General features: G+C 39.7%; 23 protein-coding genes and 3 pseudogenes. 5 read left to right on the top strand and 21 right to left on the bottom strand.

What is annotated here, in order from left to right; all coding sequences use genetic code 11:
* Nucleotides 1–126 precede the first annotated feature (126 nt).
* The 9 genes and pseudogenes from AC0L6R_RS05270 to AC0L6R_RS05230 form a co-directional block, all read right to left on the bottom strand.
* Nucleotides 127–2,165, bottom strand: a pseudogene (locus AC0L6R_RS05270) (M3 family metallopeptidase).
* A 90-nt stretch (nucleotides 2,166–2,255) separates the two neighbouring features.
* A complete protein-coding gene (locus AC0L6R_RS05265; protein ID WP_473270230.1) occupies nucleotides 2,256–2,516 on the bottom strand; it encodes a hypothetical protein in 261 nt (86 codons plus the stop codon).
* Entirely contained in the window at nucleotides 2,513–3,559 is a 1,047-nt protein-coding gene (locus tag AC0L6R_RS05260; RefSeq protein WP_473270229.1) for a tetratricopeptide repeat-containing protein, read from the bottom strand. Before AC0L6R_RS05260 ends, AC0L6R_RS05265 begins: the two co-directional genes overlap by 4 nt.
* Nucleotides 3,560–3,675: 116 nt before the next feature.
* On the bottom strand, nucleotides 3,676–5,211 hold the full coding sequence (locus AC0L6R_RS05255) for a zinc-dependent metalloprotease (RefSeq protein ID WP_473270228.1): 1,536 nt from the start codon (nucleotides 5,209–5,211) through the stop codon (nucleotides 3,676–3,678).
* Nucleotides 5,212–5,272: 61 nt separating this feature from the next.
* Nucleotides 5,273–5,818, bottom strand: a complete 546-nt coding sequence (locus AC0L6R_RS05250; protein WP_473270227.1) for a DUF5117 domain-containing protein — start codon at nucleotides 5,816–5,818, stop codon at nucleotides 5,273–5,275.
* A 37-nt stretch (nucleotides 5,819–5,855) separates the two neighbouring features.
* Complete coding sequence (locus tag AC0L6R_RS05245) at nucleotides 5,856–6,104, bottom strand: DUF5118 domain-containing protein (protein ID WP_473270226.1); 249 nt, start codon at nucleotides 6,102–6,104, stop codon at nucleotides 5,856–5,858.
* A gap of 65 nt (nucleotides 6,105–6,169) precedes the next feature.
* Nucleotides 6,170–8,272: a ComEA family DNA-binding protein gene (locus AC0L6R_RS05240; RefSeq protein ID WP_473270225.1), complete on the bottom strand. Its 2,103-nt coding sequence runs from the start codon at nucleotides 8,270–8,272 to the stop codon at nucleotides 6,170–6,172.
* Nucleotides 8,272–9,090 carry a PorV/PorQ family protein gene (locus AC0L6R_RS05235; RefSeq protein ID WP_473270224.1) on the bottom strand — a complete coding sequence of 273 codons (819 nt, stop codon included), beginning with the start codon at nucleotides 9,088–9,090 and terminating at the stop codon, nucleotides 8,272–8,274. Before AC0L6R_RS05235 ends, AC0L6R_RS05240 begins: the two co-directional genes overlap by 1 nt.
* An 82-nt stretch (nucleotides 9,091–9,172) precedes the next feature.
* Nucleotides 9,173–10,597, bottom strand: coding sequence for a POTRA domain-containing protein (locus tag AC0L6R_RS05230; protein ID WP_283412974.1), 1,425 nt, complete (start codon nucleotides 10,595–10,597; stop codon nucleotides 9,173–9,175).
* Between the two features lie 102 nt (nucleotides 10,598–10,699).
* Here AC0L6R_RS05230 and yidD point away from each other — a divergent pair, with 102 nt between their 5' ends.
* Entirely contained in the window at nucleotides 10,700–10,924 is a 225-nt protein-coding gene (yidD, locus tag AC0L6R_RS05225) for a membrane protein insertion efficiency factor YidD (RefSeq protein WP_283412973.1), read from the top strand.
* Here yidD and AC0L6R_RS05220 read toward each other — a convergent pair.
* From AC0L6R_RS05220 to AC0L6R_RS05200, 5 genes and pseudogenes are all read right to left on the bottom strand, one after another.
* A complete protein-coding gene (locus AC0L6R_RS05220) occupies nucleotides 10,921–12,024 on the bottom strand; it encodes a prolipoprotein diacylglyceryl transferase (RefSeq protein WP_473270223.1) in 1,104 nt (367 codons plus the stop codon). The two genes, yidD and AC0L6R_RS05220, sit on opposite strands and share 4 nt — an antisense overlap.
* Nucleotides 12,025–12,034: 10 nt before the next feature.
* Nucleotides 12,035–13,873, bottom strand: coding sequence for an NAD(+) synthase (gene nadE, locus AC0L6R_RS05215; RefSeq protein WP_473270222.1), 1,839 nt, complete (start codon nucleotides 13,871–13,873; stop codon nucleotides 12,035–12,037).
* A 32-nt stretch (nucleotides 13,874–13,905) separates the two neighbouring features.
* Nucleotides 13,906–14,565: a ribonuclease III gene (rnc, locus tag AC0L6R_RS05210; protein WP_473270221.1), complete on the bottom strand. Its 660-nt coding sequence runs from the start codon at nucleotides 14,563–14,565 to the stop codon at nucleotides 13,906–13,908.
* An 89-nt stretch (nucleotides 14,566–14,654) separates the two neighbouring features.
* Nucleotides 14,655–15,906 (bottom strand): annotated as a pseudogene (fabF, locus tag AC0L6R_RS05205) (beta-ketoacyl-ACP synthase II).
* Between the two features lie 19 nt (nucleotides 15,907–15,925).
* The gene (locus tag AC0L6R_RS05200) at nucleotides 15,926–16,162 is read right to left on the bottom strand and encodes an acyl carrier protein (protein ID WP_057940051.1); all 237 of its coding nucleotides are present in this window, start codon (nucleotides 16,160–16,162) and stop codon (nucleotides 15,926–15,928) included.
* A gap of 152 nt (nucleotides 16,163–16,314) precedes the next feature.
* Here AC0L6R_RS05200 and AC0L6R_RS05195 point away from each other — a divergent pair, with 152 nt between their 5' ends.
* On the top strand, nucleotides 16,315–16,743 hold the full coding sequence (locus tag AC0L6R_RS05195; RefSeq protein WP_283412968.1) for an IPExxxVDY family protein: 429 nt from the start codon (nucleotides 16,315–16,317) through the stop codon (nucleotides 16,741–16,743).
* A 7-nt stretch (nucleotides 16,744–16,750) separates the two neighbouring features.
* Nucleotides 16,751–18,176: pseudogene (pyk, locus tag AC0L6R_RS05190) on the top strand (pyruvate kinase).
* 182 nt (nucleotides 18,177–18,358) lie between these two features.
* On the opposite strand, the gene AC0L6R_RS05185 reads toward pyk, so the two are convergent.
* From AC0L6R_RS05185 to AC0L6R_RS05165, 5 genes are read right to left on the bottom strand one after another with little or no spacing between them, the layout of a single operon-like run.
* Nucleotides 18,359–19,939, bottom strand: coding sequence for an NFACT RNA binding domain-containing protein (locus tag AC0L6R_RS05185; protein ID WP_473270220.1), 1,581 nt, complete (start codon nucleotides 19,937–19,939; stop codon nucleotides 18,359–18,361).
* Nucleotides 19,939–20,703, bottom strand: a complete 765-nt coding sequence (locus AC0L6R_RS05180; RefSeq protein WP_283412965.1) for an MBL fold metallo-hydrolase — start codon at nucleotides 20,701–20,703, stop codon at nucleotides 19,939–19,941. The genes AC0L6R_RS05185 and AC0L6R_RS05180 overlap by 1 nt, the downstream gene beginning before the upstream one ends.
* Nucleotides 20,700–20,978 carry a hypothetical protein gene (locus AC0L6R_RS05175; protein ID WP_283412964.1) on the bottom strand — a complete coding sequence of 93 codons (279 nt, stop codon included), beginning with the start codon at nucleotides 20,976–20,978 and terminating at the stop codon, nucleotides 20,700–20,702. The genes AC0L6R_RS05180 and AC0L6R_RS05175 overlap by 4 nt, the downstream gene beginning before the upstream one ends.
* 2 nt (nucleotides 20,979–20,980) lie before the next feature.
* Nucleotides 20,981–21,358 carry a response regulator gene (locus AC0L6R_RS05170; RefSeq protein ID WP_283412963.1) on the bottom strand — a complete coding sequence of 126 codons (378 nt, stop codon included), beginning with the start codon at nucleotides 21,356–21,358 and terminating at the stop codon, nucleotides 20,981–20,983.
* Entirely contained in the window at nucleotides 21,355–22,098 is a 744-nt protein-coding gene (locus AC0L6R_RS05165) for a response regulator (RefSeq protein ID WP_473270219.1), read from the bottom strand. The genes AC0L6R_RS05170 and AC0L6R_RS05165 overlap by 4 nt, the downstream gene beginning before the upstream one ends.
* Before the next feature lie 46 nt (nucleotides 22,099–22,144).
* On the opposite strand from AC0L6R_RS05165, the gene miaA reads away from it, so the two are divergent.
* Nucleotides 22,145–23,053 (top strand): tRNA (adenosine(37)-N6)-dimethylallyltransferase MiaA, encoded by a 909-nt coding sequence (miaA, locus tag AC0L6R_RS05160; protein WP_473270218.1) that lies wholly within the window; start codon nucleotides 22,145–22,147, stop codon nucleotides 23,051–23,053.
* On the opposite strand, the gene AC0L6R_RS05155 is transcribed toward miaA, so the two are convergent.
* Complete coding sequence (locus AC0L6R_RS05155) at nucleotides 23,041–23,376, bottom strand: hypothetical protein (RefSeq protein WP_283412961.1); 336 nt, start codon at nucleotides 23,374–23,376, stop codon at nucleotides 23,041–23,043. The two genes, miaA and AC0L6R_RS05155, sit on opposite strands and share 13 nt — an antisense overlap.
* A 1-nt stretch (nucleotide 23,377) precedes the next feature.
* Entirely contained in the window at nucleotides 23,378–24,352 is a 975-nt protein-coding gene (gene pfkA / locus AC0L6R_RS05150) for a 6-phosphofructokinase (protein WP_283412960.1), read from the bottom strand.
* Nucleotides 24,353–24,579: 227 nt separating this feature from the next.
* Between pfkA and AC0L6R_RS05145 the strand changes: the two genes are divergently transcribed.
* A complete protein-coding gene (locus AC0L6R_RS05145) occupies nucleotides 24,580–25,470 on the top strand; it encodes an aldo/keto reductase (RefSeq protein WP_473270217.1) in 891 nt (296 codons plus the stop codon).
* Nucleotides 25,471–25,473 lie beyond the last annotated feature (3 nt).

The following is a 25,473-nucleotide window of genomic DNA, read 5'->3' as shown; positions in this document are numbered from 1 at the left end:
TGTGCTGAGCGTTTCCAAAGGTTCGATCTCCCTATCTATTAAGCAAAGAATCTAATGTGACGTGCATCATTGCGGATAATCATATTAAAATATCTTTACAACATATGTTGAAGTAAAGAAAGCAAATTATTCTGAAATCAATCCTGCCCTTTTCAACAAGGCATCTTGTTTTGGTTCTCTTCCACGGAATCTCTTGTAGAGAACAGACGGATGCTCACTACCTCCGGCAGATAATATGTTTTTTACAAAAGAATCTGCCGTAGCCTTGTCAAATACACCTTTCTCCTGAAACAATTCAAACGCATCTGCATCAAGTACTTCTGCCCATTTGTAGCTATAATACCCAGAAGAATATCCGCCTTGGAAAATGTGAGAAAATGATGTGCTCATCAAAGTTCCTTGGACCTTAGGAAGTAAGTCGGTAGGCTTCATCACTTGTTCCTCAAAGTCTCGAATGCTTGTGATCTCACTCGGATCCTTACTATGATAGGCCATGTCTAGAAGTCCAAAGCTAATTTGCCTTAACGTCTGATAGCCCTGCTGGAAGTTTGAAGCCTTTTTGATTTTCTCAATTAGATCTTCTGGGATCTTTTCTCCAGTTTCATAATGCTTCGCAAATTGGTCCAAACATTCTTTTTCATAACACCAGTTTTCGAAAATCTGAGAAGGTAATTCTACAAAGTCCCAAAATACACTCGTACCGGAAAGCGATTCATAGCTTCCTTTGGCCATCATGCCGTGAAGCGCATGTCCAAATTCATGGAAAAGGGTAGTCACTTCATTGAATGTCAATAAACTAGGTTTTGACTTAGTTGGTTTGGTAAAGTTGCAGACAATAGAAACATGTGGACGAATATCCTGACCCTCCTTTATACTTTGTCCCTTATAGCTAGTCATCCAAGCGCCGTTTCTTTTACCTGGACGTGGGAAGAAGTCTGCATAAAAGACCGAAAGGTATTTTCCTTCCTTGTCTGTCACCTCATAAGCTGTAACGTCTTTATGGTAAACTGGTATGTCGGTTCTCGGGGTGAACGTTATTCCAAAAACTTTCTCGGCAGTTTGAAATACCCCATCAATTACTTTCTCTAATTGGAAATATGGTCTTAAAAGCTCATCATCAAGTGAGTATTTTTCTTTTTTCAAAAGCTCGGAATAATAGGCGAAATCCCATTTCTTCAACTCTTCAAGGCCATCAAGTTCCTTGGCAAAAGCTTCCAACTCTTTAATTTCTGTTTTGCCTTTAGGTTTGGCTTTTTCCAATAATGAATCCAAAAATGAAATGACTTGACTTGGGCTTTTTGCCATTCGCTCCTCTAGTACGAAATCAGCATGGCTTTTATAACCTAAAAGTACAGCTCTATCATGTCGAAGCTTCAAGATTTTATTAATGATTTCCTGATTATCCAGTTCATCGCCTTTGGCACATTTCGTCCCATTTGCCATAAAGAGCGTTTCTCGTAAAGCTCTGTTTTTTGCATAGGTCATTGCAGGGATATAGCTTGGATAGTCCAGCGTAAATGCCCATTTGCCAGGCTCGCCTTTTTCTTCAGCTATTTGTGCAAGGCAGCCTCCTTGATTCCTTCTGGCAGACCTTCCAGATCAGATTCCAGATCTACTATATGAACATATTTGTTTGTCTCAGCCAGAACGTTTTCACCAAACTTCAAGGAGTTTTGAGCTAATTCCTGATCAATTTTTCTTAATTGATCAGCTTTTTCTCCCTTTAGCTTAGCACCATTTCTCACGAAGGATTTATAAGTTTTATCTAGCAAAGTCACTTGCTCAGGAGATAATTTTAACCCGTCCTTTTGCTCAAAAACCTGTGCTACGCGCTGAAAAAGTGCTTGATCAAGTAAAATATCGTTTCCATGTTCGGTTAGAAGTGGAGAGATTTCCCGAGCTAAGGATTGAATTTCTTCACTGGTTTCAGCAGAATTTAGGTTGAAAAATATACCAGCAATAATACCCAGACGCTTACCGGAGCCATCAAGAGCTTCAATCGTATTTTCAAAGGTTGGTAATGCTTCCGCTTTAATCTTTGAAATATCTTCTTTTGCTTCAGCGATTGCTGATTTTATAGCTGGGAGAAAGTGTTTTGGAGTGATTTGATCAAAAGGAGCGGTATCAAATGGGGTGGCAAAAGTTGCCAATAAAGGGTTATTCATAAATCTAAAATAGTTTGGCTATCTAAACAGGGGCTTTCCAAGAAGGTTCCATAAAATGACCTGCTTTGGTCAATCCTACAGCTAATTTACCTATTTGCTCGGTAAAGCTTTCCACATCCAAGTAGGATGAGGGATATTTTTTGCAAGCTCTTTGTTTTTCTGATAGTTTTCAAATTGGCCTAGTCCAAAATAGGCCTCGGCCCGGTTTACAGATATCCAGAATTTTTGAGTATTGTAGTAATCTTGTAATTCTTGGGATTCTTTGGTGTTTGCATTCAAATTTACCGCATCATTTTGTTCTTTTGCTAATACTATTGGCCAATCGCGATCACATAGATAGAGAATTCTCACAGCTTTTTCGCCATCACCAAGTCAGTGATTTTTTCATTTTTGCTTGTAGCAAGTCCAGAATTTGCTCTGTAGACATAAGTAAGAGCTAGATTTATTCCATTGTATCTATTATTTAAAGTGTAATAACTCCTCAAAAAGTATAGGAGAGCCTCATCTAAGTGGTTTTCGCCTTCTCCATTTTCATATAATTTCTTTTCAATTGCACCAGCCAAGGATACGGTTTCTGGGTCGTTAGTATGAGCTAAATTGATTGATTGAAGAAGCCTCATTGATTCATATAGGGAACTGATTAAGTCAGGTTTGGCGGCCTTATAAGTTGTAAATGCCAATCTATGTGTCAAATACGTGTCTGGCTGTGAATTATTCATGTTGGCCAGGACTATTGCAGTTTGAAAGAGGAGTTTTGCTTTATCAAAATCTTTTTGCTCGATCAAATCTTCCGCATCTTGGATAATCTTGGATAATGCCTTTCCTGTTTCAGTAGGTTGTACTTCAGTGTTTTTTACCTTTTCAACAGTTTCATCCAATGCTTCTTTTATTTTAGGAGGAATCAAAGAATTTAAATAGGTGTAAACGGGACTATCGGACTCTTCTTTATTGATTACAGCATCTATTTGCTTTCCCAGTCCTTCTTTAAACCGTTCCGCTTCTTCAATATCAATAGCATCACCGAGATGGTTGTAGCTGTTAATTAGGATGTGATTTAAATCAAAAGGATAAGCAAGTTTATCTTCAGCAACGACAATTGTGGTATATGGACGCAAAGCATGCCTGATCCCGAGTTCATAGATTGCATTACTGTTGGCGGTAGAAAGATCAGCAATGACTAAGTCTGCCATTAAGAGCTCCTTGTACATTTGCACATCTATGGAGCCGGAGTGTAAAATTTCATCTGCCCTCACACATTCAATCCCTTTGGATTCAACTACAGGTTTGATAAGGTATTTATAGGCCTTATTTAGATCTAGCTTTCTCCCACTTACATAATCGGTTTTGGTACCAAAACCCATCACAACAAAACACCTCTTTTTAGATTCTCCCATAAAAATATCAGTTTTAAAATTCCAATATAATCTTTATCTATCTCGTGTTCAATTCCTTATTGCAATAAAAGCCGACATGATGTCGGCTTTTATGGGAAATTTGTTTCATGGGAAAATTAGTATTCAAAATCACAACTCATTTCTGACATACCAATAGGAGAGCCATCTGGAGCTTTCAAGGTTTCTTGAGTAATAAGTTCTTCCGGTAGGTCTAGAAATGCAGTTATTTTTTCGGCTAAGTAAGCTTGGTGCTGAGCTCTAGGATTTGCCCCTAATAATAGCCGACCATTAGCAGTAAGCTCCCTTAACCTCCCTCTGGCGATTGCTCTGATGGTATTGGAGACATCCGCATTTTTAGCTAATACAATCAAATGATCTACATATTTTGCTTGAGTCATTAGGATTATCTCAAGGTTAATGTCTTCGGCTGTGTAGTTATTGAAAACCTGCTTCTCAATACTTGTCAACATATCGTTAAGCCCAAAAAGATTACTTTGCTGTAAATGTTGTAGATAAACGCGGTTTACTCTAGCTCCATCTAGCAAGAAAGAAAATGTCAAATCAACGATGGTTTCTGCTGGAGCAATTGGATCGAAGATTGGGCTCACTCGTGAAACGAACGTCTCTCTATTTCTTCCATAACCAAACGGTCTAGGAGGGATTAATTTCAAAATATGATCCGGCACCCGAAGCTGCTCTGGGGAAATATTGACTAGTAGAGCTTCCAGAGCCTCTTTTTGCTGCGCAGAATTTACCCAACCATGAGTTGGCTGGTTGTCGCCTTTCACCTTGTATCGATAGTCCACACCACCCAGAAGCTTACTTGTGGCTTCAATCTGGAATCTGTGCATCAAATATAGAGGCACGAATACTTCCTCCAAAAGTGCTGTAGGCTGACCTTCAGGAATGGCATTTAAGCCAAAGTTTTTCATACGATTTTCTCTCAATTTCAGCATTCTCATTAATTCGTCAGAAGCAGATGAACCGTTGTCCCAAAGGTGCGAGGTTGGGTGTGCTCCACTTGGATTCCGGGAGTCGGAATCTGTGATGAATTGATGCCCAGCCTCATAGGTGTCTTCTAATGTTTTCTTAAGAAATGTAGCTTCATCCTGACCTGCAGGAGTGACAGCATACCCATATTTAATAGCCCACTTATCCCAATCGCCGATTTTGTCATCATAAGCATTGCTCAGATCCAGCTCTCCATTTGCTGTCTCAGTAATCAATGGGTAAGGATAATCCATTACGGAAGAGCGATTGTCAGCGGAAGTAGCATAGCTGTGTGCCAAACCGATTGTGTGGCCGATCTCATGAGCAGACAGCTGCTTTAATCTGGCAACGGCAAGCTCTAGCATTTCAGGATTGGCTGGAGCCCCATCTTCAAATGGCTGCAAAAGTCCTTGTGCAATCAAATAATCCTGTCTCACTCGCAGTGAACCAAGTGAAACATGACCCTTTAAAATCTCTCCAGTACGTGGGTCACGTACACTGGCTCCGTAGGACCAGCCCCGCGTGGATCGGTGAACCCACTGAATTACATTGTATCGAACATCCATTAAGTCCATGCCTTCCGGTGCTAGTTCCACTCGAAATGCATCGATAAACCCTGCTGCCTCGAAGGCTTGATTCCACCAGTTTCCTCCTTCTATCAATGCTGACGCTACCGGCTCAGGAGTGCCGCGATCAAGGTAATAGACAATTGGCTCTACAGCCTCAGACTTTGCAGCTAGTTGGGTCCTTCTTTTCCAGCCGGTGCCTTGCTATGAATTTTTTCATAATAGGCTCGGAGATCGGTGTAGTGAAATCCATGTAAGAAATGCTTCCAAAGCCAGCTCTAGGGTCAAATTCACGCGGCTGATAGTTATCATCAGGAAGCTCAATAAATGAGTGTCGCTGCCGCACTGTTACTGCATCAGGACTCGGAGTCACAGACCTTAGGTTGCCACCAGTGGCTTGTCCAGTTAGTGTAATTGTCATTTCCACCTCGGTATTTTGAGGGAAATTTTTTGTCATTGGATAGTACAACCCAGATCTGCTAGCATCTGGACGGAAAGAGCCCTGGCGACTTCTACTCAAGGTTTCTGCTACCCCATGCGTGTCTTGCAGGTAGAAATTTGTAGCATCGACGATCAGCTTGTCTCCATCTTTCTGAGCGATCTCAAATCCCCATATTATAGATTCTGCAAAGGCATCTCTAATGGATTGCACCTCGGCAGGGTTGTCAGAATAAGCTCTGAAATCATAGTTCTTGTGAACCATAAAAAGTTTATTTCCAGACTTTCTGAATTCGACAATCCTAGTGTCTCCGAAGTTGACCACGATCCAGCCCGATATCGTTAGAGCCAATACCGGCTGTCAGGGAGTTTACATATAGGAATTCCCATTCAAGTTTGTCAATTTCAAGATAGATTTTACCTTTTTCTTCATCTATATAAAAAGGAATGAATCCGTCTTTTTTTGTCATTTTGCTCAAATCTAGGCTCTGAGCAAAACCAAGATTCAATGAAAAGACGGTAATTAGAATAAATAGTAGATGTTTTTTCATACAGGTGGTAGTTTGTGTTCGAATTCTTAAATATGCAGATTCTTCTTAATACCATTGATGGAAATTTAGCGATGGAGCATGTAGCGAATCAGTAATGTGGTTTCAGTTTGTCTTGATCCATCGATTTCCTGAAGCCCCGAACTGATCGTCTCCCGGTCAGTATATGCTGTTCTGGAGATTCTAAAATAGGCTGTAATCTGCGAGTTGATTTGATATTGAGCTACTAAATAAGTGCGCATACCTTGACCGGAAAAAGCTGGGATTGAGAAAGTCCACAATACATTGTTTTCAAAGGCATAAAGTCTGGTGTCATAGTCATCAGTATCGAATAAAGCTACTCTTCCTGTCAGTCTGAATTTGTTAAAGGTGTATTGAGCATCTTGAGCAATCATAAACCCCGAGGATTTTTGATCATTAAAATTCACCCGGCTAAAAAGGATTCTTGATCGAAAAAAGAAGGCTTTGCTGACTTGATGTTCTAAGCTGAGAAGGCCATTTATTTTATTTAATGGTCGGATCTGGTAGGGGAGCGAAGGTTCCCCAGAATCTGACAAATTTCGATCTTTTTGTTCTTCTCTGATTTGGAAGAAAGCTGTGAGGTTGCGGTTCGGTTGGAAACTAATTCTTGCGAGCCATTCGTAGCCTTTGGAAGGAGCATATACACGATATCTCAACCACGGGAATCTGAAGTAGTCGTAATAGGCATTGATTTTCCATTTGGAAATTGGCTTGATTTGGATTCCTAAGTAAACTCCTTGCTCATTGATTGGTCGGGTACTTTCAGCAAATGCATTTGCATAAAAACTATGGAAATTTGAGTCGTATTTTCTCCATAATATTGAAAAGTCCACCTGCTTACTTAAGCTGGAAATAAATCCAATTACGTTTCCTCTTCCACCGGATTGAGAAACTGCAGATTCACCAAAAAGAAAAAAGCTTTTCCAGTTATAGCTCAGGTAGAGACTACCAACGCTATTGCTCCTTCCAGCAAAATCAAATCGATTATATAGCGTAGGTTCTTTAATCCAAGGGTGGTTGAACCGTGTAAATAGGTAGTTTGAGCCAAGCTGCAACTTTCCAGTGGTGGATGTATATTGAATGTTGCCACCAAGGCTTAATTCCCGAAATTGATTTTTGGTACTGAGCTCGCTGGATGTCCGGTGCAGACCACTTTGGTTGAAAGAATTGATGGTTAAATCCTCGGAACTGAGCGTATCTAGAGAGCTTGCTGCTCGGCCATCCCGTGGAGCATAGGACGAGATCAGGCTACTTTGCCAGTTTTTGTGTTGGTAGGTTAATCCAGCACCTCGAAAGAATCCAAATTCTAATGCTGCGGTATAAGGTAAGATACCCACGCTACTCCTGCGTACTGTCGGTACAGTTTCTGCACCTTTTCCCAATGAGTAGCCGGCTCCAAAAACTAGCCCTTGACCAAATTGAGCTTGAAAATCCCCCAATGCGATAGTTTTCCATTTGCCCACATAATATTTGGTGAAGTGAAAAGAGAAAAAATTAAAGCCAATTCGCGCTGTTTTGGTATCCCAAGTGAATGATTCTCCGGGATCTTTGTCCAATGTAAAACCCAAGCTAAAATCTCGTGTGTGCTGAATCCTAAATCTCAGATATAATTCATTGGGATCCCCCAAATATCGGGATGAAATTTTTCCAGTAGAGCTGGTATCTGCCGGAGTAAATCCTTTGCGGGTTTCCCAAGTCCTACGATGCCGTACTAAGAAATAGGATTGCTCTTCATTCAAAACTCGTGTCCAAAAGCCTTGAGTCTGATTGGAAGTTCCTGTTCCCATAGTTAAGAATGGAAGAATTTGCTCTATTGTTTTTAGATCGAATCCCTGAATTGCTTGAAGTTCATAGAGTGATACCAATGGCCCGAATTTGTCTCTATAGACAATCAAATTGCTGATTTGGTTGGGGTCAAGTAAATAGCTAGAGGCTAAGACTTCAGCGTTCGCACGGTTGATATCCATCGGGTTCAAATAAAGCTGCAATAGCACGTCATATATAGATTCGTAGTCTAGGTCTTCATCTTGAACCGGGAATAGTCGCTCTATAAATGACTCCAAATCTATCTCTTTGTGCGGTGGCTGCTGAGCTTTTGCTTCAAAGAAAAGTAAACTTGTGATACCTAAGAATAGAATGGCGGCCTTCATTAGTTTTTAAAAGCAAAAGCCAAACTCAAATGATGTGTACTTCCCAAAGCTTGGTTTTGACCAAAAGCATAATCCAATTTCATCCTGTTGGATTTCAGGCCCAAACCAAAAAATAGTCTGCTTGGATGGCTGTTGATCCCAGTTCTGAGAAATATCCAATCTCTGATTCCATATTCAATGCCGGCTTTTAGGATTGGCTTGATCTGAATATCTTTTTCTATTTCCAGTTGAATTTGAAGTTGTGAAATAGGGGTGTAGGATATTCCTAAACTCACGCCAGTTGGAAGCCTTGTTTCCGAGTCTTTTGAGAGTTTGGATCGGCTGAGATTTGAAATGCTCGCCCCAATAGAAAAGTTAGGACTTAGGTCAGCCATACCACCCAAACTAAAAATTAAGCTGCTACCCGATCCAAATCCTTCAATTTGAGTTTGAAACCATTCTAATTTTCCTCCCACACTTACAATTCCCAATTGATTTGCAAAAGCTAAACCAAGAGATTGTTGATTGAATAACTTTCCGCCATATCTGGAAAGCCCAAACCCTAAAGTTCCAGATTTGATTTTCCAAGCACCAACGAGATCTACGGAGCTGAGTTCTTTCAAACCAAATCTGCTATCGTATCCAGCTGAAACTACTGAAGTTTCCAATTTTGCCAGTCCTCCAGGGTTATTGAAATAGCTCCATGTATCCATTCCATGTACACGAAGGTTACCCATGCCCTGGCTTCTAGCACCATGCACTTGTGTGAGCGGGTCTGTTTGCGCTTTTGCAAAAAAAGTCAGACAAAACAGGAAGCAGAAAAAAATCCTTTGCTTCATAAATAGATTGAAAAAAGCCTTAACTAATTTAGTTAAAAACTTGATAATCAATTCATGTCCTTAGTTTTTTTTTACGCTGGAACTAGAAGGGGGTAGAAAAGTTAAAAAAGAAGTTGCCTTCTCCGCTATTGTTCAGAGAGTATTCAAACCGAAATACAGAATCGTAAAAGCCAATAAGATCAATTCCTGTCCCATACCCCATGAGGTATTTATTCGCCAGTCTAGCGTTTTCAGGAATATTGTTTCTATCCTTCACAAAGCCATGATCAAAATTTGCACTAAGGTAGAGTCGGATAGGGATGGTATTGAATTGCTCCAATGGTATCATATTCGAAATGTCAATTTCCCAATCAATGAATTTCCATCGAAAGCTGTTTTTGTGGACATACAGCTGTTGTCCTTCGATTACATTTAGTTCATATCCCCTAACGAAGTTTGGGTTATATCCTATCCCTCTCACTAAAGTATAGGGTTGGTTTGTACTTAGAAACCAATCAGCTGTCAATCCAGTATTAAAATGAAACTTGTCCGAAATTTTGAAATACTTATTGGCTGTTAGGTTTACTTCCACTTCGTCAAGCTCCTCGGTGTATATTATGCCGTATTTGGTAATGGATAGCTCCAGTAATTCCCCGTCTGTAGCATAAGAAACATTATCTCTTCGATCATGTCGAAAGGTATAGGTAGCAAATAAATAGCGTAGTTTATTGTCAGCAGACTGGAAATAGTTTGGGTTTTCTATCAAAACATCATCGCTGACCCAGGTGCCGCTATACCCCAAAGTAAGGAAGTGGTAGTTGTAATAACTTCTTCTATATGTATACCTTAGTGCTGCGGCGAAGCTTTTTTTAATAATGTCTTCGTTTTCATTGCTATAGAAAACTTGCTTATTGAAGGCAGACCTAATTGGGATGGTTTTATTCTCCTTAAATGTAAGCTGAGCAGCAAGTCCATGCTTTTGATTCTTATCTATATAGGGTTTGCTGTATTGCAGATCTAAGGCTTTGGTAAAGCCAAGTTGACCCGCAAATTTCATTTTTTCATTTCTCCCACCCACATTGCTATGACTTAGTCTAAGGCCATAATTTACCCTTGAGAAATCCCGGTTTTGATTAGTCCACCATTCGGAAAAGTTTCTGTCCGCAAGTTGAAAAATAACTTGAGGAAGTATATACCAACGTTCTTTGACCGTAATGAGGATTTCAGCCTCGTCATCTCCTGTCAAGAGTGGTGTGATTTCTACTGAGGTGAAAAGTCTGAGGTTATATATTTTCTTTTGATCGGCAATGAGGATTTCCAAAAAAGTATTCCAATCATAATAGAAGTCTGTAATAAAATCTAACTCTCTGAGGATTACACTTTTCTTCGTTTTTTCATTTCCCACTATGAAAATGTTATTCACTCTGACGCTATCTGGAGTTCCTGTACTTTTGGGTGCAAAAGTGGTATCAACCTGCTCTGCATAGCAACTATTGGCTTTAAACTCTAGAAAAAGAGCTAAAAACAAAATTGAGAAATAAAGGATATTTGTTTTCTTGAGGATCAAGAGGGAATTCTAAAATGTTGATATTGGTTAATTACGTAGCGACCACAATTATAGGACTAATCCATGGCAAAATCCATACTTCGAAAGATAGCTATATTTCCAGTCTTGGTGTATCAATACACCATTTCTCCCTTATTTCCTTCTAGCTGTAGATATACACCTACGTGCAGCCATTATATGAAAGAAGCTATCATGAAGCATGGAGTCTTCAGCGGAGGCTGGATGGGTCTGAAGAGAATTGCCCGTTGCCATCCCTGGGGAGGACACGGGCATGATCCAGTTCCTTAATTATTTATAGGTTTTAAGCCATTTTTCATCGCTCGAATCACGAGAATTATTCCGGCAATTACGAGAGGGACACTCAATAGCTGTCCCATATTGAAAGCCATTCCATCTTCAAATGCGACCTGGCTTTCTTTGAAGAATTCCCAGATAAATCGCATACCGAATACTGAAATCAAGAATAATCCAAGTAGAATTCCTTCAGGCAATCTTTCCTTGTATTTGTTCCAAAGACCAAATAGCACCAAGAAAATCACAAAGTAGGATAGGGACTCATAGATTTGTGTTGGGTGTTTGGTCCTGCCAAATGTCAGAACAGTCACTAAATAATAGTCTCCTTTATCTGAGATGCTCATGTTAAGCGGACTTTCGACAGGTTCAGCTAAATAATCTTGACTAGAACTGAATTGTGTCAGTGCATATTTAATATCCCGTCTCAAGGTCGTTTCCAGTTCTTCAAGACTATAGGATCCTTTATTAATTTCCAGATCAATATTCAATGGGACTATTCCATTGCCTACCAATTCACTCTCGCGATCTGTAGGTTTGTAAGGATCTATAGACTCCACAGGAACTTTCAATGTGGAAAGTAACTCCTCAGTGTCCCAAGCGTAAACTATTCCATAATCAGATCCCGTATCTTTTCCGCCGATTTCTGAATTCATCAAATTACCAAAGCGGATCAACGCTCCAGTCAGTGCTGTGACGATTACTATTCGATCCACAACCCAGAGGTAACTTTGTCCGGGAGTTCTTTTTGCGTATAACCAGAGCGCAAATAAGATAGCAATAGCAGCTCCATGACTTGCTAATCCACCTTCCCAAACTTTTAAAATCTCAATGGGATTGCTTAAGTATTTTGAAGGCTCATAGAATAATACGTGTCCTAGCCTAGCTCCAACTATGGTGGCAATGACCATGTAAATCGTCAGTTTATCAACTAATTCTGGGTTTTGCCCCTCTTTTTTGAAGAAGTGAACCATGAATTGCTGCGAAATGACAAAGCCTGCCGCAAATAAAATACTATACCAAGGTGGTCTTTCCCAGCCAGGAATCACAGATGGGCTAGGATCCCAGACGATATAGTTCATGATTAATTCAAGCATATTTATTGATTTATAGTTGATCTAATTGTGCAAGTTCTTCAGCAAATCCTCCCGACAAAATCGGGAATCTATACCAAGTTTTGGGATCTACGTTAAATTCGTCCAGATGAAATGAGGGGGCAAGGCGCTCACGTTTCCATTGATTTCGGGACCAAAGTTGGAAGAATTTTTTGATATAGCCTTTCAAAGTGTAAGGTTCCAATTTTAGTTCTTCAGAAAGAATATGATAAATATCCATTGGTGAACGTCGGTCCCGAATTGCAAGTTTTTCAATTTCTACAATAACTGAGTAAGGCATTAAATCCTTTTCGTCCGTTTGGGTTCTTTCCAATGGACGAAGTTCTGCCGTTGGTTGCAGCGAGTTTACCTTTGACAAGCCTGGATGATCCAAGTTTTTCTCTGCCCAGCTTAGCCAGTTTAGGATGAAATATTTATCTACAGCCGCAATCGGAGAGATACTTCCAGAGGTATCCCCATCCATAGTGGCATAACCAACATCGCCTTCACTACGATTGGAAGTAGAGAGTAAAAGGGCATTATTGATATTCGCTAGCATCCAGATTATAGGCGAGCGAGTACGTGCTTGGATATTTTGAAGCGTGATATCATCTTGCTCCCAAGTCAATTTTCTCCCTATTGCTTTTTCTATCTTAGAAGTGTAGGAATTCACTTCTTCGTCAATCTCCCAGTGGTAGAATGTGGCACCTATACTTTCCGCAAGAGTTTTAGCTGAAGAAAATGTGTCATCTGAAGAGTTTTTGGTTCCTTGATAAGCAGTTGTCAGAATCTGCTTCATCAATTCTTTTTCCGGGGTTTGAGAAGTAGGAGTATTTTTTATTCCAGCTTTATCACAAAATTTCAGCAGACCCAATTCATCAATTCCGCGCTTCACCATTTCTGCAACTAAAATTGCGATGGAAGAAGAATCGGCTCCACCTGAAAGAGAGAGTACAAAACCAGCGCTCCGACTTTTTCTCATGTAATCAAAAAGTGCCAAAGCCGAAGCTTGGACAAATTCCTCATTTTTTGAGTTGATAGGAGCGATGTCCTGAGTTTTTGGTTCTAGATAAAAGGATTTTACCTGAAAGTCTTCGTAAGAAAGAAGTCTGTTTCTAGAGAGTAATTCTCCTGACTTTGCCAATAGAATTTCCCCATCGAAAATCATTCTTCCAGCCTCGTTTCCCAGCAAATTTGCATAGCAATAATAGCAGTCGAAAGCCGCTGAGCTTTCCACAACTAGTTCTTTACGAAGCTGAGTTTTACCCATAGCAAAGTGACTAGCGCTGGGATTGAAAATCAAATCTACGTTACGCTCACAGAGCCTGTCGCCAGGTCTAGCCTTTCCTCTCCAGGCATCTTCACAGATTTCAAAACCGAAATGAATGTCTTTATGATAAAAAGTTAAGTCTCCAAATGGAACTTGCTGATCTTGAAATTCTACCTGAATTACTTCATTAGCTATCCAAGGGGTAAACCAACGAAATTCGTAATGTACCCCATCAATAGCCATGAACTGCTTTGCTACAAAACCTTTTACAATTCCATTTTCAATGACAGCAACGCAGTTATAAACTTTGTCCTGAATTCGTATCGGCAAACCGACTGCCACTGTAATTCCTAAGCAATGAGGTAAAATCAGTTCTAATTGAGCAAGTGCTTTCTTAGGATACCAATAACTTAAAAATAAATCTTCAGATCCATATCCTGTGATAGCTAGTTCAGGCAAGCAGAGAATTTCGACATCTTGATTTTTAGCTTCCTCTATAGCCTGAAAGATCCTGTTCAAATTGCCTGACCAATCTAGTGGTGTTTGATTGACGGTTGCTCCTGCTATTTTTATTGAAGACATAAATAGATGTGATTGAGCCTAAAATTACGCAGCTATGTGGCAATTCTTAGTGTTTCGCAGGCATTTTTGGAAGCTTCCTGCTCAGCTTTCTTTTTGGTGCTTCCTTTTCCTTGTGCTACTTCTTCTCCTTCTACCTGCAAAGCAACCTTAAATTCTTTGAACCTTTGGTTACCAGTTACGCTGAGCACTGAAAATTCTACTTGTTTATTTTCCTTTTGAGACCACTCGATAATTTTACTTTTGTAGTTCGTTGTAGTGGCGATCATACTTTCTACATCAAAGTGAAGTAGGATTCTATGGGTGATGAAATGCTTGGTGAAATGGTAGCCTTTGTTCAGGTAAATAGCTCCAAGAAAAGCCTCTAACATATCACCATATAGGGATTTGTTTCCGGTGAAACTACGCTCCCCAATCTCCATGTCCAATGCTTTCCGTAATCCAATTTTGATTCCGGTATCGTTCAATGTTTCCCTATTGACAAGCTTTGAACGTGTTTCTGTGAGAAACCCTTCATCGCGAAATGGGAATTTTTGAAATAAAAACTCAGCTATCACCGCACCTAAAATTGCATCGCCTAGGAATTCTAATCGCTCGTTTGAAAGTCGGAATCCCTGGGATGTTTCTTCTCCTAAGCTGGAAGGGGTGAGTGCAAGCTTGTATAGTGATAAATTAAAAGGCCTGCTCCCCGTCATCAATCTGATGGAGGCAGCAAGCCTTTTGTCTTTTTTACTAAAGAAGAGATTAGAAAATCCGAGCCTTTGAATTAATTTCAAAATCCAGATTAATTATATTTTTTGAAAATTACTGAACAGTTATGTCCACCAAATCCAAAGGTATTACTCAACGCATAATTAATCTCTCTCTTCTGAGCTTTGTTGAAAGTCAAATTTAATCTAGGATCAAATGCCTCATCGTCTTCGAAATGATTGATCGTAGGAGGTACAATACCCTTATTGATAGCGAAAATACAAGCTATGGCTTCGATAGCTCCTGCTGCACCAAGTAAATGGCCAGTCATTGATTTGGTGCTACTGATGTTAAGCTTGTAAGCATGTTCACCAAAAACTTGCTGAATAGCTTTAGTCTCACCTACGTCACCTAATGGGGTGGACGTACCATGAACATTGATGTAATCTATGTCTTCAGGTTTAAGGTTTGCATCATCTAAAGCGATTTTCATTACGCTACTAGCTCCTAATCCTTCCGGGTGAGGAGCAGTAATATGATGTGCGTCAGCAGTCATGCCACCACCTACAAGTTCTGCATAGATTTTGGCTCCACGTGCTTTAGCGTGTTCGTATTCTTCTAGAATCAATGCTCCAGCACCTTCACCTAATACGAAACCATCCCTGTCTTTATCAAACGGCCTTGAGGCTGTTTCCGGAGATTCATTTCGTTGAGAAAGGGCTTTCATCGCATTGAATCCACCTACACCTGCTTCAGTAACTGCTGCTTCTGAACCACCACTGATAAAAATATCAGCTTTACCCATTCTGATGTAAGTAAATGCATCAATAAGGGCGTTGGTGCCTGAAGCGCAGGCAGAAACTGTTACAAAGTTTGGACCGCGAAAACCATATTTAATTGATAGAAAGCCTGCGCTGATATCAGCGATCATTTTGGGAATAAAGAAAGGATTGAAACGGGGTGTTCCATCGCCAGTGGCGAAAGAAGTTACTTCATCTTGAAAAGTTCTTAACCCTCCAATTCCAGATCCCCAGATTACTCCGGCTCTTGATTTATCGATTTTTTCAAGATCCAATCCTGAATCGTTCATGGCTTCTTCAACAGAAATCATGGCAAATTGTGTGAATGGATCCATCTTTTCGAGCTTCTTTCCTATCCATAAATTGCTCTACATCTAGGTTTTTAACCTCGCAGGCAAATTGGGTTTTGAAAAGGGAAGCGTCGAATTTGGTAATCGGCGCAGCACCGCTCACACCATTAGACAGACCCTGCCAGAATTCTTCTGCGGTATTGCCTATTGGTGTGAGGGCACCTATACCTGTTACAACAACTCTTTTTAAATTCATAGAATGAATTTAGGAATTATTATTTTACGTTAGCTTCCAAGTAGGTAACTGCTTGTCCAACAGTACCGATTTGCTCAGCCTGATCATCAGGAATAGAGATGTTGAATTCTTTTTCGAATTCCATAATCAATTCTACAGTATCAAGAGAATCAGCACCAAGATCATTGGTAAAGCTCGCCTCCAAAGTTACTTCAGACTCTTCTACGCCAAGTTTGTCAACGATGATGGCTTTTACTTTTTGTGCAATTTCAGACATTTTGTGATCAGTTTAGTTAATAACACTTCGCAAAGAAATATATTAAATGCCTAATTGGCAAAGAAAAGATTCAAGTAAATTTTTATACAAATAGCTGCACCTTGAAGTTGAATTATATTTTCTAACTTTGTTTTCATTGATTTTTTCACTGAATGAAGAAGGCCAAGTTACTAATTGAACATACCTATGATTTCGAGCTTTTGGGGCTTGTATCGCCTGTTAAGGACTATAAAATGGCCTGGCTAATTAACAGGGATTTAGACTTGAACCTTATTAAATCTGATGATCTTTTATTGGAATTTATGACCCTTCCAAGCCTAAAAATCTCTCAATATTTCCTTTCTTTACCACATGGATTTGTTCAACTTTTAAGAAATAAAGCACTCAACTCCACAAATCAAGTGTCTTATCTGATACCAGAATTGAAATCAATGGATTATTTCCTTTTGGTCCAAGACGAGACCTTTCAAATAAGTATTAATACATTTGCGAACCAGCTGGCGAAAAATCGCTACATACAAAATGTCATGAAGCTGGATGTGAGCAAACTTAAATCAAAAGAAAACCTATTAACTTATTAATCCCCTAATGAGCCAATTCAATAAGACAAAGATTCTAGCAACTATAGGCCCTGCTTCAAATAATTACGAAACAATCAAAAGCCTGGCAGCTGCCGGCGCGAATGTATTTCGTTTGAATTTTTCACATGGTACGCACGATATCCATGCTGAAGTAGCAGGTATTATTAGACAAATTAATAAAGATGAAGGATTAAATCTCGGAATCCTTCAGGATCTGCAAGGTCCCAAAATCCGTGTTGGCGAAGTTGAAAACAACGGAGTGGAGATCAAACCAGGTGAATTGATCACCATTACTAATGACCCGGTAATTGGAACAAGCCATCTAGTTAGTACAGTTTACCAAAATCTTCCAAATGATGTAGTTACCGGAGATAGAATCTTGATCGATGATGGTAATCTGGAAGTAAGAGTAAATGATACGGATGGGAAAAATGTCAATTGTACTGTAATCCACGGTGGTATCCTTAAGTCTAGAAAAGGGATCAACCTTCCTAATACTAAAGTAAGTGCACCTTCCCTTACGGAGAAGGACATTGAAGATTTGGCTTTCGGACTTGAGCAGGAAGTGGATCTGGATCGCACTTTCATTTGTGAGATCAGCCGAAGATATTATTGATTTGAGAGAGCGGATTGAAGCGAAAGGCAAAGTTTGTAAGATCGTTGCTAAGATTGAAAAGCCTGAAGCGCTTGATAACATCGATGCAATTATCGAAGCTACTGATGCAATCATGGTTGCCCGGGGTGATTTGGGAGTAGAAGTTCCAATGGAAATTGTTCCTCTTTGGCAAAAAAGAATTGTTGAAAAATGTAAGCTTGCCTGTAAGCCTGTGATTATTGCTACCCAAATGATGGAGAGCATGATTACTAATCCTCGTCCTACCCGTGCAGAAACTAATGATGTTGCAAATGCTGTGTTGGACGGTGCAGATGCTGTGATGCTTTCTGCTGAAACTGCCTCAGGAAAATATCCTGTAAATGCAGTAAAAGCCATGAGTAGCATTATTAGCTATTTGGAGGAAAATGCAGATATCTATCACAATCTGTACAAAATCCCTGAGGACGATGATACCTTCTTGAGCAATAACTTGATCTTGATGGCTTCGAGACTTTCTAGAAATGTAAAGGCAAAGGCTATTGTAGGGATTACCTCTTCTGGCTTTACTGGATTTAGAATTGCTTCTCACAGACCATCTGCCAGCATTTTTGTTTTTACAAGGAATAAGCCATTAATTACTCAGATGAGCTTGGTTTGGGGTGTACGTGCGTATTTTTACGAAAATCAAGTGTCTACTGATGCCACGTTTACAGACATAGAAAATACATTGAAGTCAGATGATCACGTGAACTCAGGTGACATCATCGTAAATACAGGTAGCATGCCGCTAAAAGCAAATGGTAGAACCAACATGCTAAAAGTGCATATAGTAGAATAAGCTACTTCTCAAAAACAAAAAAAAGAGTCCTGGGTTTAATTCAGGACTCTTTTTTTGTTTTTGATTCTTTTATAAAAATACTAAACAGGACAAAGCAAATGTTGCTTTTCAAAAAGCACAAGTCTGAAGACTTGCGCCAATTTTGAGAGAACTGATCACTGCAACTGATCACTGTCTAATTTTTAATTCCCCTTTCCGAAAATCTCTTCCGGACCTTTAGGTATCACCATCAGTACTTTTTCTTTTTCTACGACCACCGAGCCAGCCGGAGAGCCTTTTACTTTTCTCACGTATTTCGCTTCAGTATGGATCACAGGAGCTAGAGTTTCATTCTTGTTTTTTGAATAAAACGCAGCCAAGGAAGCTGCAGTCTCAATTACAGCCAAGGGGATGCTTTTAAGCCCTGAAGTCTTAATGAGTACATGAGAACCCGGGACCATACGTGCGTGCAGCCATAGGTCATCTTTCTTAGTGTAGCCACGAAGCATTTCATCATTTGCCTGTGCGGATTTGCCTACCCAGATAGGAAAGCCCTCAAATTCAAAAGTTTTGAACGGTAAAATGACTTCATCTTTTTGTAAAGCCTTGTCCTCACCATGAGATTTCTTATAGCTTTTTAAGGAACGGAAATCATCAATTGCATTCAATTCCGAGATTTTGGATTCTAATATTTCAGCTTGGTTAACCTTCGCCGCAATTGTTTTTTCCAATTGCTCCCATTCTAGCTTTCGGTTTTTACTCTTTCGGTAAAGTGATGCAGCGTGATCCTGAGGCTTTTGATTTGGCTTGAGTTTAACATGGATGTTTTCTCCCGTATAGAAGTCCATTAATTCAGCTTCAAGTTTTCCATCTTGAAAAACATGCAAATTAGCCATGATCACATCGGCTAGATTGGAAGGGGGCGGGGAATTGCGAAGCTCATCCAGTTTTAGCGTGGACTTTTGAATATATGATTTGGTACGTTTAAGCTGCTCTTGGTATTTTTTGAGCAAGGAGTTTTTGTCTTTTTCAAAGTTCCCTCTTACCAATGCCAAATAAAACAACTCATTGATCGCGTGGATAGGATTGGAAAAGCTTTTGACAGAATTGTCATTTGGCAGAAGGCTTAGCAGAATATCTCCGTCTTGGTCTATTAAGGAAAATAGTGGCGTTTCCAGCATATCTAGCAATTCCAGCATAAGACCCCATTTAGTCTGTAGATCTGCATTTGGATATCCTCTTTCCTTAAGCCAGCTTCTCGGGATGGATCCTAAAGTAGGTAAAAACTGAGAGGCATTTCCTTCCAGTTTTTCAAAGCTTTCCCAGCTTAAATCATAATCTTTGTTTAGCGTGCTCCAGTCCAATTCCCGGTCTTCTGCTATACCATTTCGGAACAACTTACTCGGTACGGCTCTATCCTCCTCATAGAGCAAGATGTTACTTCGGTTGGCATGCAATTTAAAAAGGAGGGTTTTTTCCGAACTGAGAATGAAATAAAATGCACGTTCAAAACTCAATACTTGACAGCCTAGGATCTTTTCTCCGATTAGCTCTTTAAAAAGGTTGATGCTGTTTCTCTTGGCACGCTGAAAATTTGTTGGAAATGAAAGGTAGATCTGAGGCGGTAAAAAATGAGCTCGGATGAATCGCGACTCTTCGTCATATTCAGTTTCTATAATTAGCTCGCCTTTATTTTGTGAAAAACAAGCCACTATTTTTTTGCCCAAAAATGCTTTTTCCAGCTCAGGACAGAGGTGTTTCAGGAAGTGATAATTAAGATGCATTAGTCCAAAGTTAGCTGAAGCCCATCATAGGCCAAGGCTATTCCCTCAGGTAATTCCTTATCTACTGCACTATGCAGGCCAAGTTTATGCGAAATATGTGTAAAGTAGGTTTCCGTAGCTCCGATTTTCTGAGCCATTTCTACAGCTTCATCCAATGTGAAATGTGAGATGTGGGATTCTTTTTGGAGGGCGTTGAGGACAAGGATCTCGGTGCCTTCTATCAATTGCAGGGATTCCTCGGGAATATAATTAGCGTCAGTGATGTAGGTGAAGTCACCAATTCGAAACCCCAAAATTGGAAGCTTGTAATGCATCACTGGAATAGGAGTGATGGTGATTCCTTCAATACTGAATGGGCTTTCACTGATTTCTATGGTTTGTACTTGCGGCACACCAGGATATCTTTTCCCACTGAAAATATACGCAAACTCACGCTTGATTTGTTCTAAAACCTGAGGCTTTCCAAACACTGGCATGTCTTTTTGCTGCTTGAAATTAAATGGGCGAATATCGTCTAAACCGGCAGTGTGATCCTTGTGCTCGTGCGTGAAAATCACTGCGTCAAGGTCTGTGATACCCGCTCGGAGAACTTGTGTGCGGAAATCAGGTCCAGTGTCGATTACTAAGCTCAACTTACCCACCTGTAGATGGACGGATGATCTGAATCGCCTGTCTCTAAAATCTAATGAACGACACACTTCGCATGTACAGCCTATCACTGGAACTCCCTGAGAAGTACCAGTTCCTAAAAAGGTTACTTTCAAAATTTTAATTGTGTTTGCCTCAATTCTGTGAGGAAGTCATGATTTGCTTTATCCTTAAAATCGGATGGATCAAGATTTAGTTCGATCAGTATGTCAACCAGAGCGTTGATTTTCCCTTCTAAGGGAAAATATTTATTGACAATTACGATCTTAGCTTCATTCAATACACAATAGCCGGATTTGAAATTCCCTTTTTCATACCGCAGCATGTAATCTGATGAGGCGAATAGATTTTCGAGTTTATCTAAAAAGTGCTTGGTGTATTTTATAGCCATAGTTATACTAGAAATTTCTTGACTGTAGCTAATAGCCTGTCGTAATCGAGAGGTTTTTGAATAAAATCATCAAACCCCATCTTTCTGAATTCATCCATGGTGTAATTGTTCATGTTTCCGGTAATCGCAATTATTGGAAGTTTAGATTTGGTTTCATCATTAAGTTCCCGGATCATTTTAGTACAAGTAGCTCCATCAAGGACAGGCATATTTAAATCCATCAGAATAAGATCAAAATCCTCTTTTTCCAGTATATCCAGCACTTGCTTGCCATTTTTAGCGGCTTTCATTTGATATTTTTCAAACGAAAGAATGCTCCTAGTTAAGTTTAAAATGACTGAACTATCCTCTCCAACGAGGATTTTTTTTGAATTATTCATGGGTTAAAAATAGTTTCTTCTTCAAGATATTTTTTAAATATGACACGTTCATTTATCAGGTTTTTTAATGCTGTTCCCAAAGCGTCCCAGTTCTCAGCTCTAGCTAACAGATCAGCTTCACTGGAAAAAGTAAAAATAGCATTGACCCCTAAAGTGCCTGAATTGCCTTTTATGGTATGAAGATGTTTGATGAGGGTCTGCTTATCCTTTTCTTGGAAAGCCTTATCTATCAGATGTATTAGCCCATCAAATTCTTCAATATATTCAATATACAAAGACCTTAGGTTAATTACTGAATTAAATTTGGATAGTTGTTGAAATACCTTTTCATCAATTATTTCAGGAGGTTTACTAAAGGTGATTTTTTCGTCTTCAGTGCAGGAAAGAATGTCTGACACAGCTTCAAGAAAATCCTTTGGACGAATTGGTTTTGAAATCAATGCGGTAAAGCCCATTTCCAATAGGCATTTTTTTGAATGAGCTTCGGAATAGCTTGAAACAGCTATTATTGGGCAATTGTATGGAGACTTTCTCCATATAGTCTGGGCTGTGGTTATCCCATCCATTACTGGCATTTGAAGGTCCATCAGTATCAGATCAAATGCTACTTGAGATGCTTTTTCTACAGCTTCTAATCCGCTTTTCACCGATTCATATCCACATAAGTGCTCAATCAAGTTTTCAATTAACCGTCGATTCATATCATTAGCATCAACAATCAATACCTTTTTGGTTTTCATTACAATACTTTGGATTTTTGGCCTTCGACTACCTAACTAATTCACTTTGATAAATCAATCCTATTTAATCTTAGTAGTGGGACCCACTGCAGTTGGGAAGACAGATTTATGTCTAAATCTAGCTAAAAAATTCAAGACTGAAATCGTCTCTTGCGATAGCCGACAATTTTATAAGGAAATGATTTTGGGAACGGCAAAGCCCAATTCTGAGGAGTTGAAGCAAGTTCCACATCATTTTATAAATAATTTGTCCATCGAGGATGAATATGATGTTAGGAGATTTGAGCGGGAAGCTTTGGTTTTGCTGCAAGCTTTATTTGCACAGCATAAGCTAGTCATTATGACGGGTGGCTCCGGGCTTTTTGCAGATGCTGTAGTAAATGGATTGGATGAAATGCCAGAGCTGGATCCGAAGATCCGCAAGGAGATAATTCAGGAATATGAGCAAAAAGGTTTAGAATTTTTGCAGGAAGAAATTGCTAAAAATGACCCTGAGTATTTTGAAAAAGTTGATCAAAAGAACCCTCAGCGACTAATGCGAGCCTTGGAGATTTGGCGAGGTACTGGGAAAAAATTTAGTTCATTTAGGGTAAAATCAAAAAAGCATCGACCATTCAAAGTCATCAAAATTGGTTTGGAAAGAGATCGGGAGGAATTGTACTCCAGAATTGACCAAAGGATGGATCAAATGATCGAAGCTGGCTTATTTGATGAGGCTGACTCACTCTTCGGTAAGCGTCACCTGAATGCATTGCAGACTGTCGGTTACTCAGAGATCTTCGGGTTTTTAGAAGGGAAGTATGATAAAGAAGAAGCCATCCGATTGCTCAAAAGAAACTCAAGACGTTATGCTAAGCGTCAGATGACTTGGTTCAAAAAGGATGAATCAATTCATTGGTTTTCTCCCGATAAGCAAGATGAAATTTTAAAGTTTGTAGCAGATCAAATTGCTTGAAACCGAGCGATTTTTCCAACCCAATTATAAGGAGCTTTTTTTAGTAAGGCATTGTATTGAATACGGTTGACCTTTAGATCGCGTATGATTTTTAATGCTTTTTCTGTAATGCCTTTTTCAGTTTGCTTTTCCTTAAGCGCAGCAATAAGCAAGTCTGGATCGGATGAATCATCTACCAGAATTCCCAATGCTGGGTTCAAGGAGTTTAATTTGAAAAGCAGCTCTTTCTGCTGATTGAGTTTTCGCTGCAGCTCATTTTTCACAGTAAGGAAAAAAAGGAGAGCACCGCCTCCCAGCATAATAAATAGTGGTATGAACCCCATCTTAAATACTTAAGATTTTCATTAATTTAAGGTGATCTTCGATCAGCGGCTTGGTCTTACCTATACAATCTGCAAATGGTGTAAATACCACTTCTTGATTTACTACTCCAGCCATGTGAAATTGATGACCTGCAATTAATCCTTCGACTGCAGACATCCCGCATCTACTAGCTAAAACCCGATCACGGGCAGTAGGGTTTCCACCTCGCTGAATGTGTCCAAGAGTAGTTACTTTGAAATCCTTACTTGGGTCATTGACCTTGTTTTTGACAATTTCCATTACCGTTTGAGCATTACCTGCTTCATCACCTTCAGCTACAACAACAATACTGGAGAATCTGTTTTTTCTGTTGTTTTTTAATGACTTTACCACATCATCCAAGTTGGTTTTTGTTTCTGGCACCATCACAAATTCCGCTCCTCCACCGATACCAGATTCAATTGCAATAAATCCTGCATCTCTTCCCATTACTTCAATGAAGAAAATACGATCGTGTGCTGCGGCTGTATCACGGATTTTATCAATTGCTTCCAAAGCTGTATTTACGGCAGTATCAAATCCAATGGTATAGTCAGTGCCATACAAGTCGTTATCAATCGTCCCTGGACAGCCAATGGTAGGGATTCCAAATTCTTCGAAAAACACCTTTGCACCTGTAAAAGTACCGTCTCCGCCGATTGCGACCAGGCCTTCTATGCCATGTGCTTTGAGATTGTCGTAGGCTTGCTTTCTTCCTTCTGGAGTTTTGAATTCCATAGACCTGGCAGACTTAAGGATTGTCCCTCCTCGCTGTACAATATTACTTACAGAGTGAGATTGCAAGCGTTTAATGTCACCATCGATCATGCCTTCATACCCACGGTATATCCCGTAAACTTCTAATCCTTTGAAAATGGCTGTACGTACGACCGCTCTCACGCAAGCGTTCATGCCAGGACTATCTCCTCCAGAAGTAAAAACTGCTATTTTCTTCATATGCTAATATTGTTTTTCAATGGTCATAAGGAATCTCGCAACTTGAAAAAAATCGTCCCTATTAGTGACTTCTGAGTTATGCTCGATTTCATTGTTCATAGGTTTAAGATCCCAAAAATAGGGATAAATGAAAGAATGCTTCCAGTTTCTCAAATTATTAAACCTTTAATAAAAGCTAAATAGTTAAGCGGTTTGAATTCCAGTATTAATAATGTGAATTTGGGAGTATGGAAAAGAGAAAACTACCTGCCTTGTCATTTGAAGTAAGTCCACTTGCACTTGGATGTATGTCTTTGAAAGGCAGTTTAAAAGAAGATCAACAAATCATTGACGCAGCAGTTTCTGGTGGAATTAATTTCTTTGATACAGCAGATTTGTATCAAAAAGGCCTCAATGAAGAAATTGTAGGCGCTGCACTTAAAAATAGACGTAAAGACATTGTTCTAGCCACCAAGGTAGGCAACCAACTTCGACCAGATGGCAGTGGCTGGGCTTGGAATCCTAGGAAATCCTACATCCTACAAGCTGTGGAGGCAAGTTTGAAAAGATTACAAACGGATTACATTGATGTTTACCAATTGCACGGAGGTACGCTGGAAGATCCTTGGGAGGAAACCTTGGAAGCTTTTGAAATTCTTAAAAGTCAAGGCAAAATCCGGGCTTTTGGGATTTCTTCCATTCGCCCAAATGTGATCCGAAAAGTGCTAGCAATGAGTAGTCCTGCTACCATTATGATGCAATACAATCCACTGGATCGTCGACCGGAAGAAGAAGCATTTCCATTGATTTCTGAGTCTGACACAAGAGTTTTAGTCCGTGGAACTTATGCAAAAGGACTTTTAATCAATAAGTCTGCTGAGCCATTTCTCGATTATTCTGCTGCCGAAGTTAAAGACATACGTGAGTTGATTAGGGATTCTGGTGTACTTCCAGAAGCTTTTCTAATTCATTTTGGTCTAATACAGCCAGCGGTGGGTGCTTTAGTGATTGGAGCAAGTTCGGTTCAACAGGTCGAAAAAATGATTTTTGCTTATCAGCAGCATGAAATGTTTTCGGAGCAATTAATGCAAACGATCATTGCCAAAATACCGCTAAACCAATACACCCAGCATAGATAAAAT

It is taken from the genome of Algoriphagus sp. 10J20-15 (assembly GCF_055809615.1).
Note: the sequence above shows the minus strand (reverse complement) of the source record. Positions and strands in the feature narration are given on the sequence as shown.

Bases quoted from the DNA above. Each gene is read 5' to 3' on its own strand.
- AC0L6R_RS05260 (WP_473270229.1), bottom strand. From the start codon at position 3,559: ATGGGAGAATCTAAAAAGAGGTGTTTTGTTGTGATGGGTTTTGGTACC.
- AC0L6R_RS05250 (WP_473270227.1), bottom strand. From the start codon at position 5,818: ATGGTTCACAAGAACTATGATTTCAGAGCTTATTCTGACAACCCTGCC.
- AC0L6R_RS05245 (WP_473270226.1), bottom strand. From the start codon at position 6,104: ATGAAAAAACATCTACTATTTATTCTAATTACCGTCTTTTCATTGAAT.
- AC0L6R_RS05240 (WP_473270225.1), bottom strand. From the start codon at position 8,272: ATGAAGGCCGCCATTCTATTCTTAGGTATCACAAGTTTACTTTTCTTT.
- AC0L6R_RS05235 (WP_473270224.1), bottom strand. From the start codon at position 9,090: ATGAAGCAAAGGATTTTTTTCTGCTTCCTGTTTTGTCTGACTTTTTTT.
- yidD (WP_283412973.1), top strand. From the start codon at position 10,700: ATGGCAAAATCCATACTTCGAAAGATAGCTATATTTCCAGTCTTGGTG.
- AC0L6R_RS05220 (WP_473270223.1), bottom strand. From the start codon at position 12,024: ATGCTTGAATTAATCATGAACTATATCGTCTGGGATCCTAGCCCATCT.
- nadE (WP_473270222.1), bottom strand. From the start codon at position 13,873: ATGTCTTCAATAAAAATAGCAGGAGCAACCGTCAATCAAACACCACTA.
- rnc (WP_473270221.1), bottom strand. From the start codon at position 14,565: ATGACGGGGAGCAGGCCTTTTAATTTATCACTATACAAGCTTGCACTC.
- AC0L6R_RS05200 (WP_057940051.1), bottom strand. From the start codon at position 16,162: ATGTCTGAAATTGCACAAAAAGTAAAAGCCATCATCGTTGACAAACTT.
- AC0L6R_RS05195 (WP_283412968.1), top strand. From the start codon at position 16,315: ATGAAGAAGGCCAAGTTACTAATTGAACATACCTATGATTTCGAGCTT.
- AC0L6R_RS05185 (WP_473270220.1), bottom strand. From the start codon at position 19,939: ATGCATCTTAATTATCACTTCCTGAAACACCTCTGTCCTGAGCTGGAA.
- AC0L6R_RS05175 (WP_283412964.1), bottom strand. From the start codon at position 20,978: ATGGCTATAAAATACACCAAGCACTTTTTAGATAAACTCGAAAATCTA.
- AC0L6R_RS05170 (WP_283412963.1), bottom strand. From the start codon at position 21,358: ATGAATAATTCAAAAAAAATCCTCGTTGGAGAGGATAGTTCAGTCATT.
- AC0L6R_RS05165 (WP_473270219.1), bottom strand. From the start codon at position 22,098: ATGAAAACCAAAAAGGTATTGATTGTTGATGCTAATGATATGAATCGA.
- AC0L6R_RS05155 (WP_283412961.1), bottom strand. From the start codon at position 23,376: ATGGGGTTCATACCACTATTTATTATGCTGGGAGGCGGTGCTCTCCTT.
- pfkA (WP_283412960.1), bottom strand. From the start codon at position 24,352: ATGAAGAAAATAGCAGTTTTTACTTCTGGAGGAGATAGTCCTGGCATG.
- AC0L6R_RS05145 (WP_473270217.1), top strand. From the start codon at position 24,580: ATGGAAAAGAGAAAACTACCTGCCTTGTCATTTGAAGTAAGTCCACTT.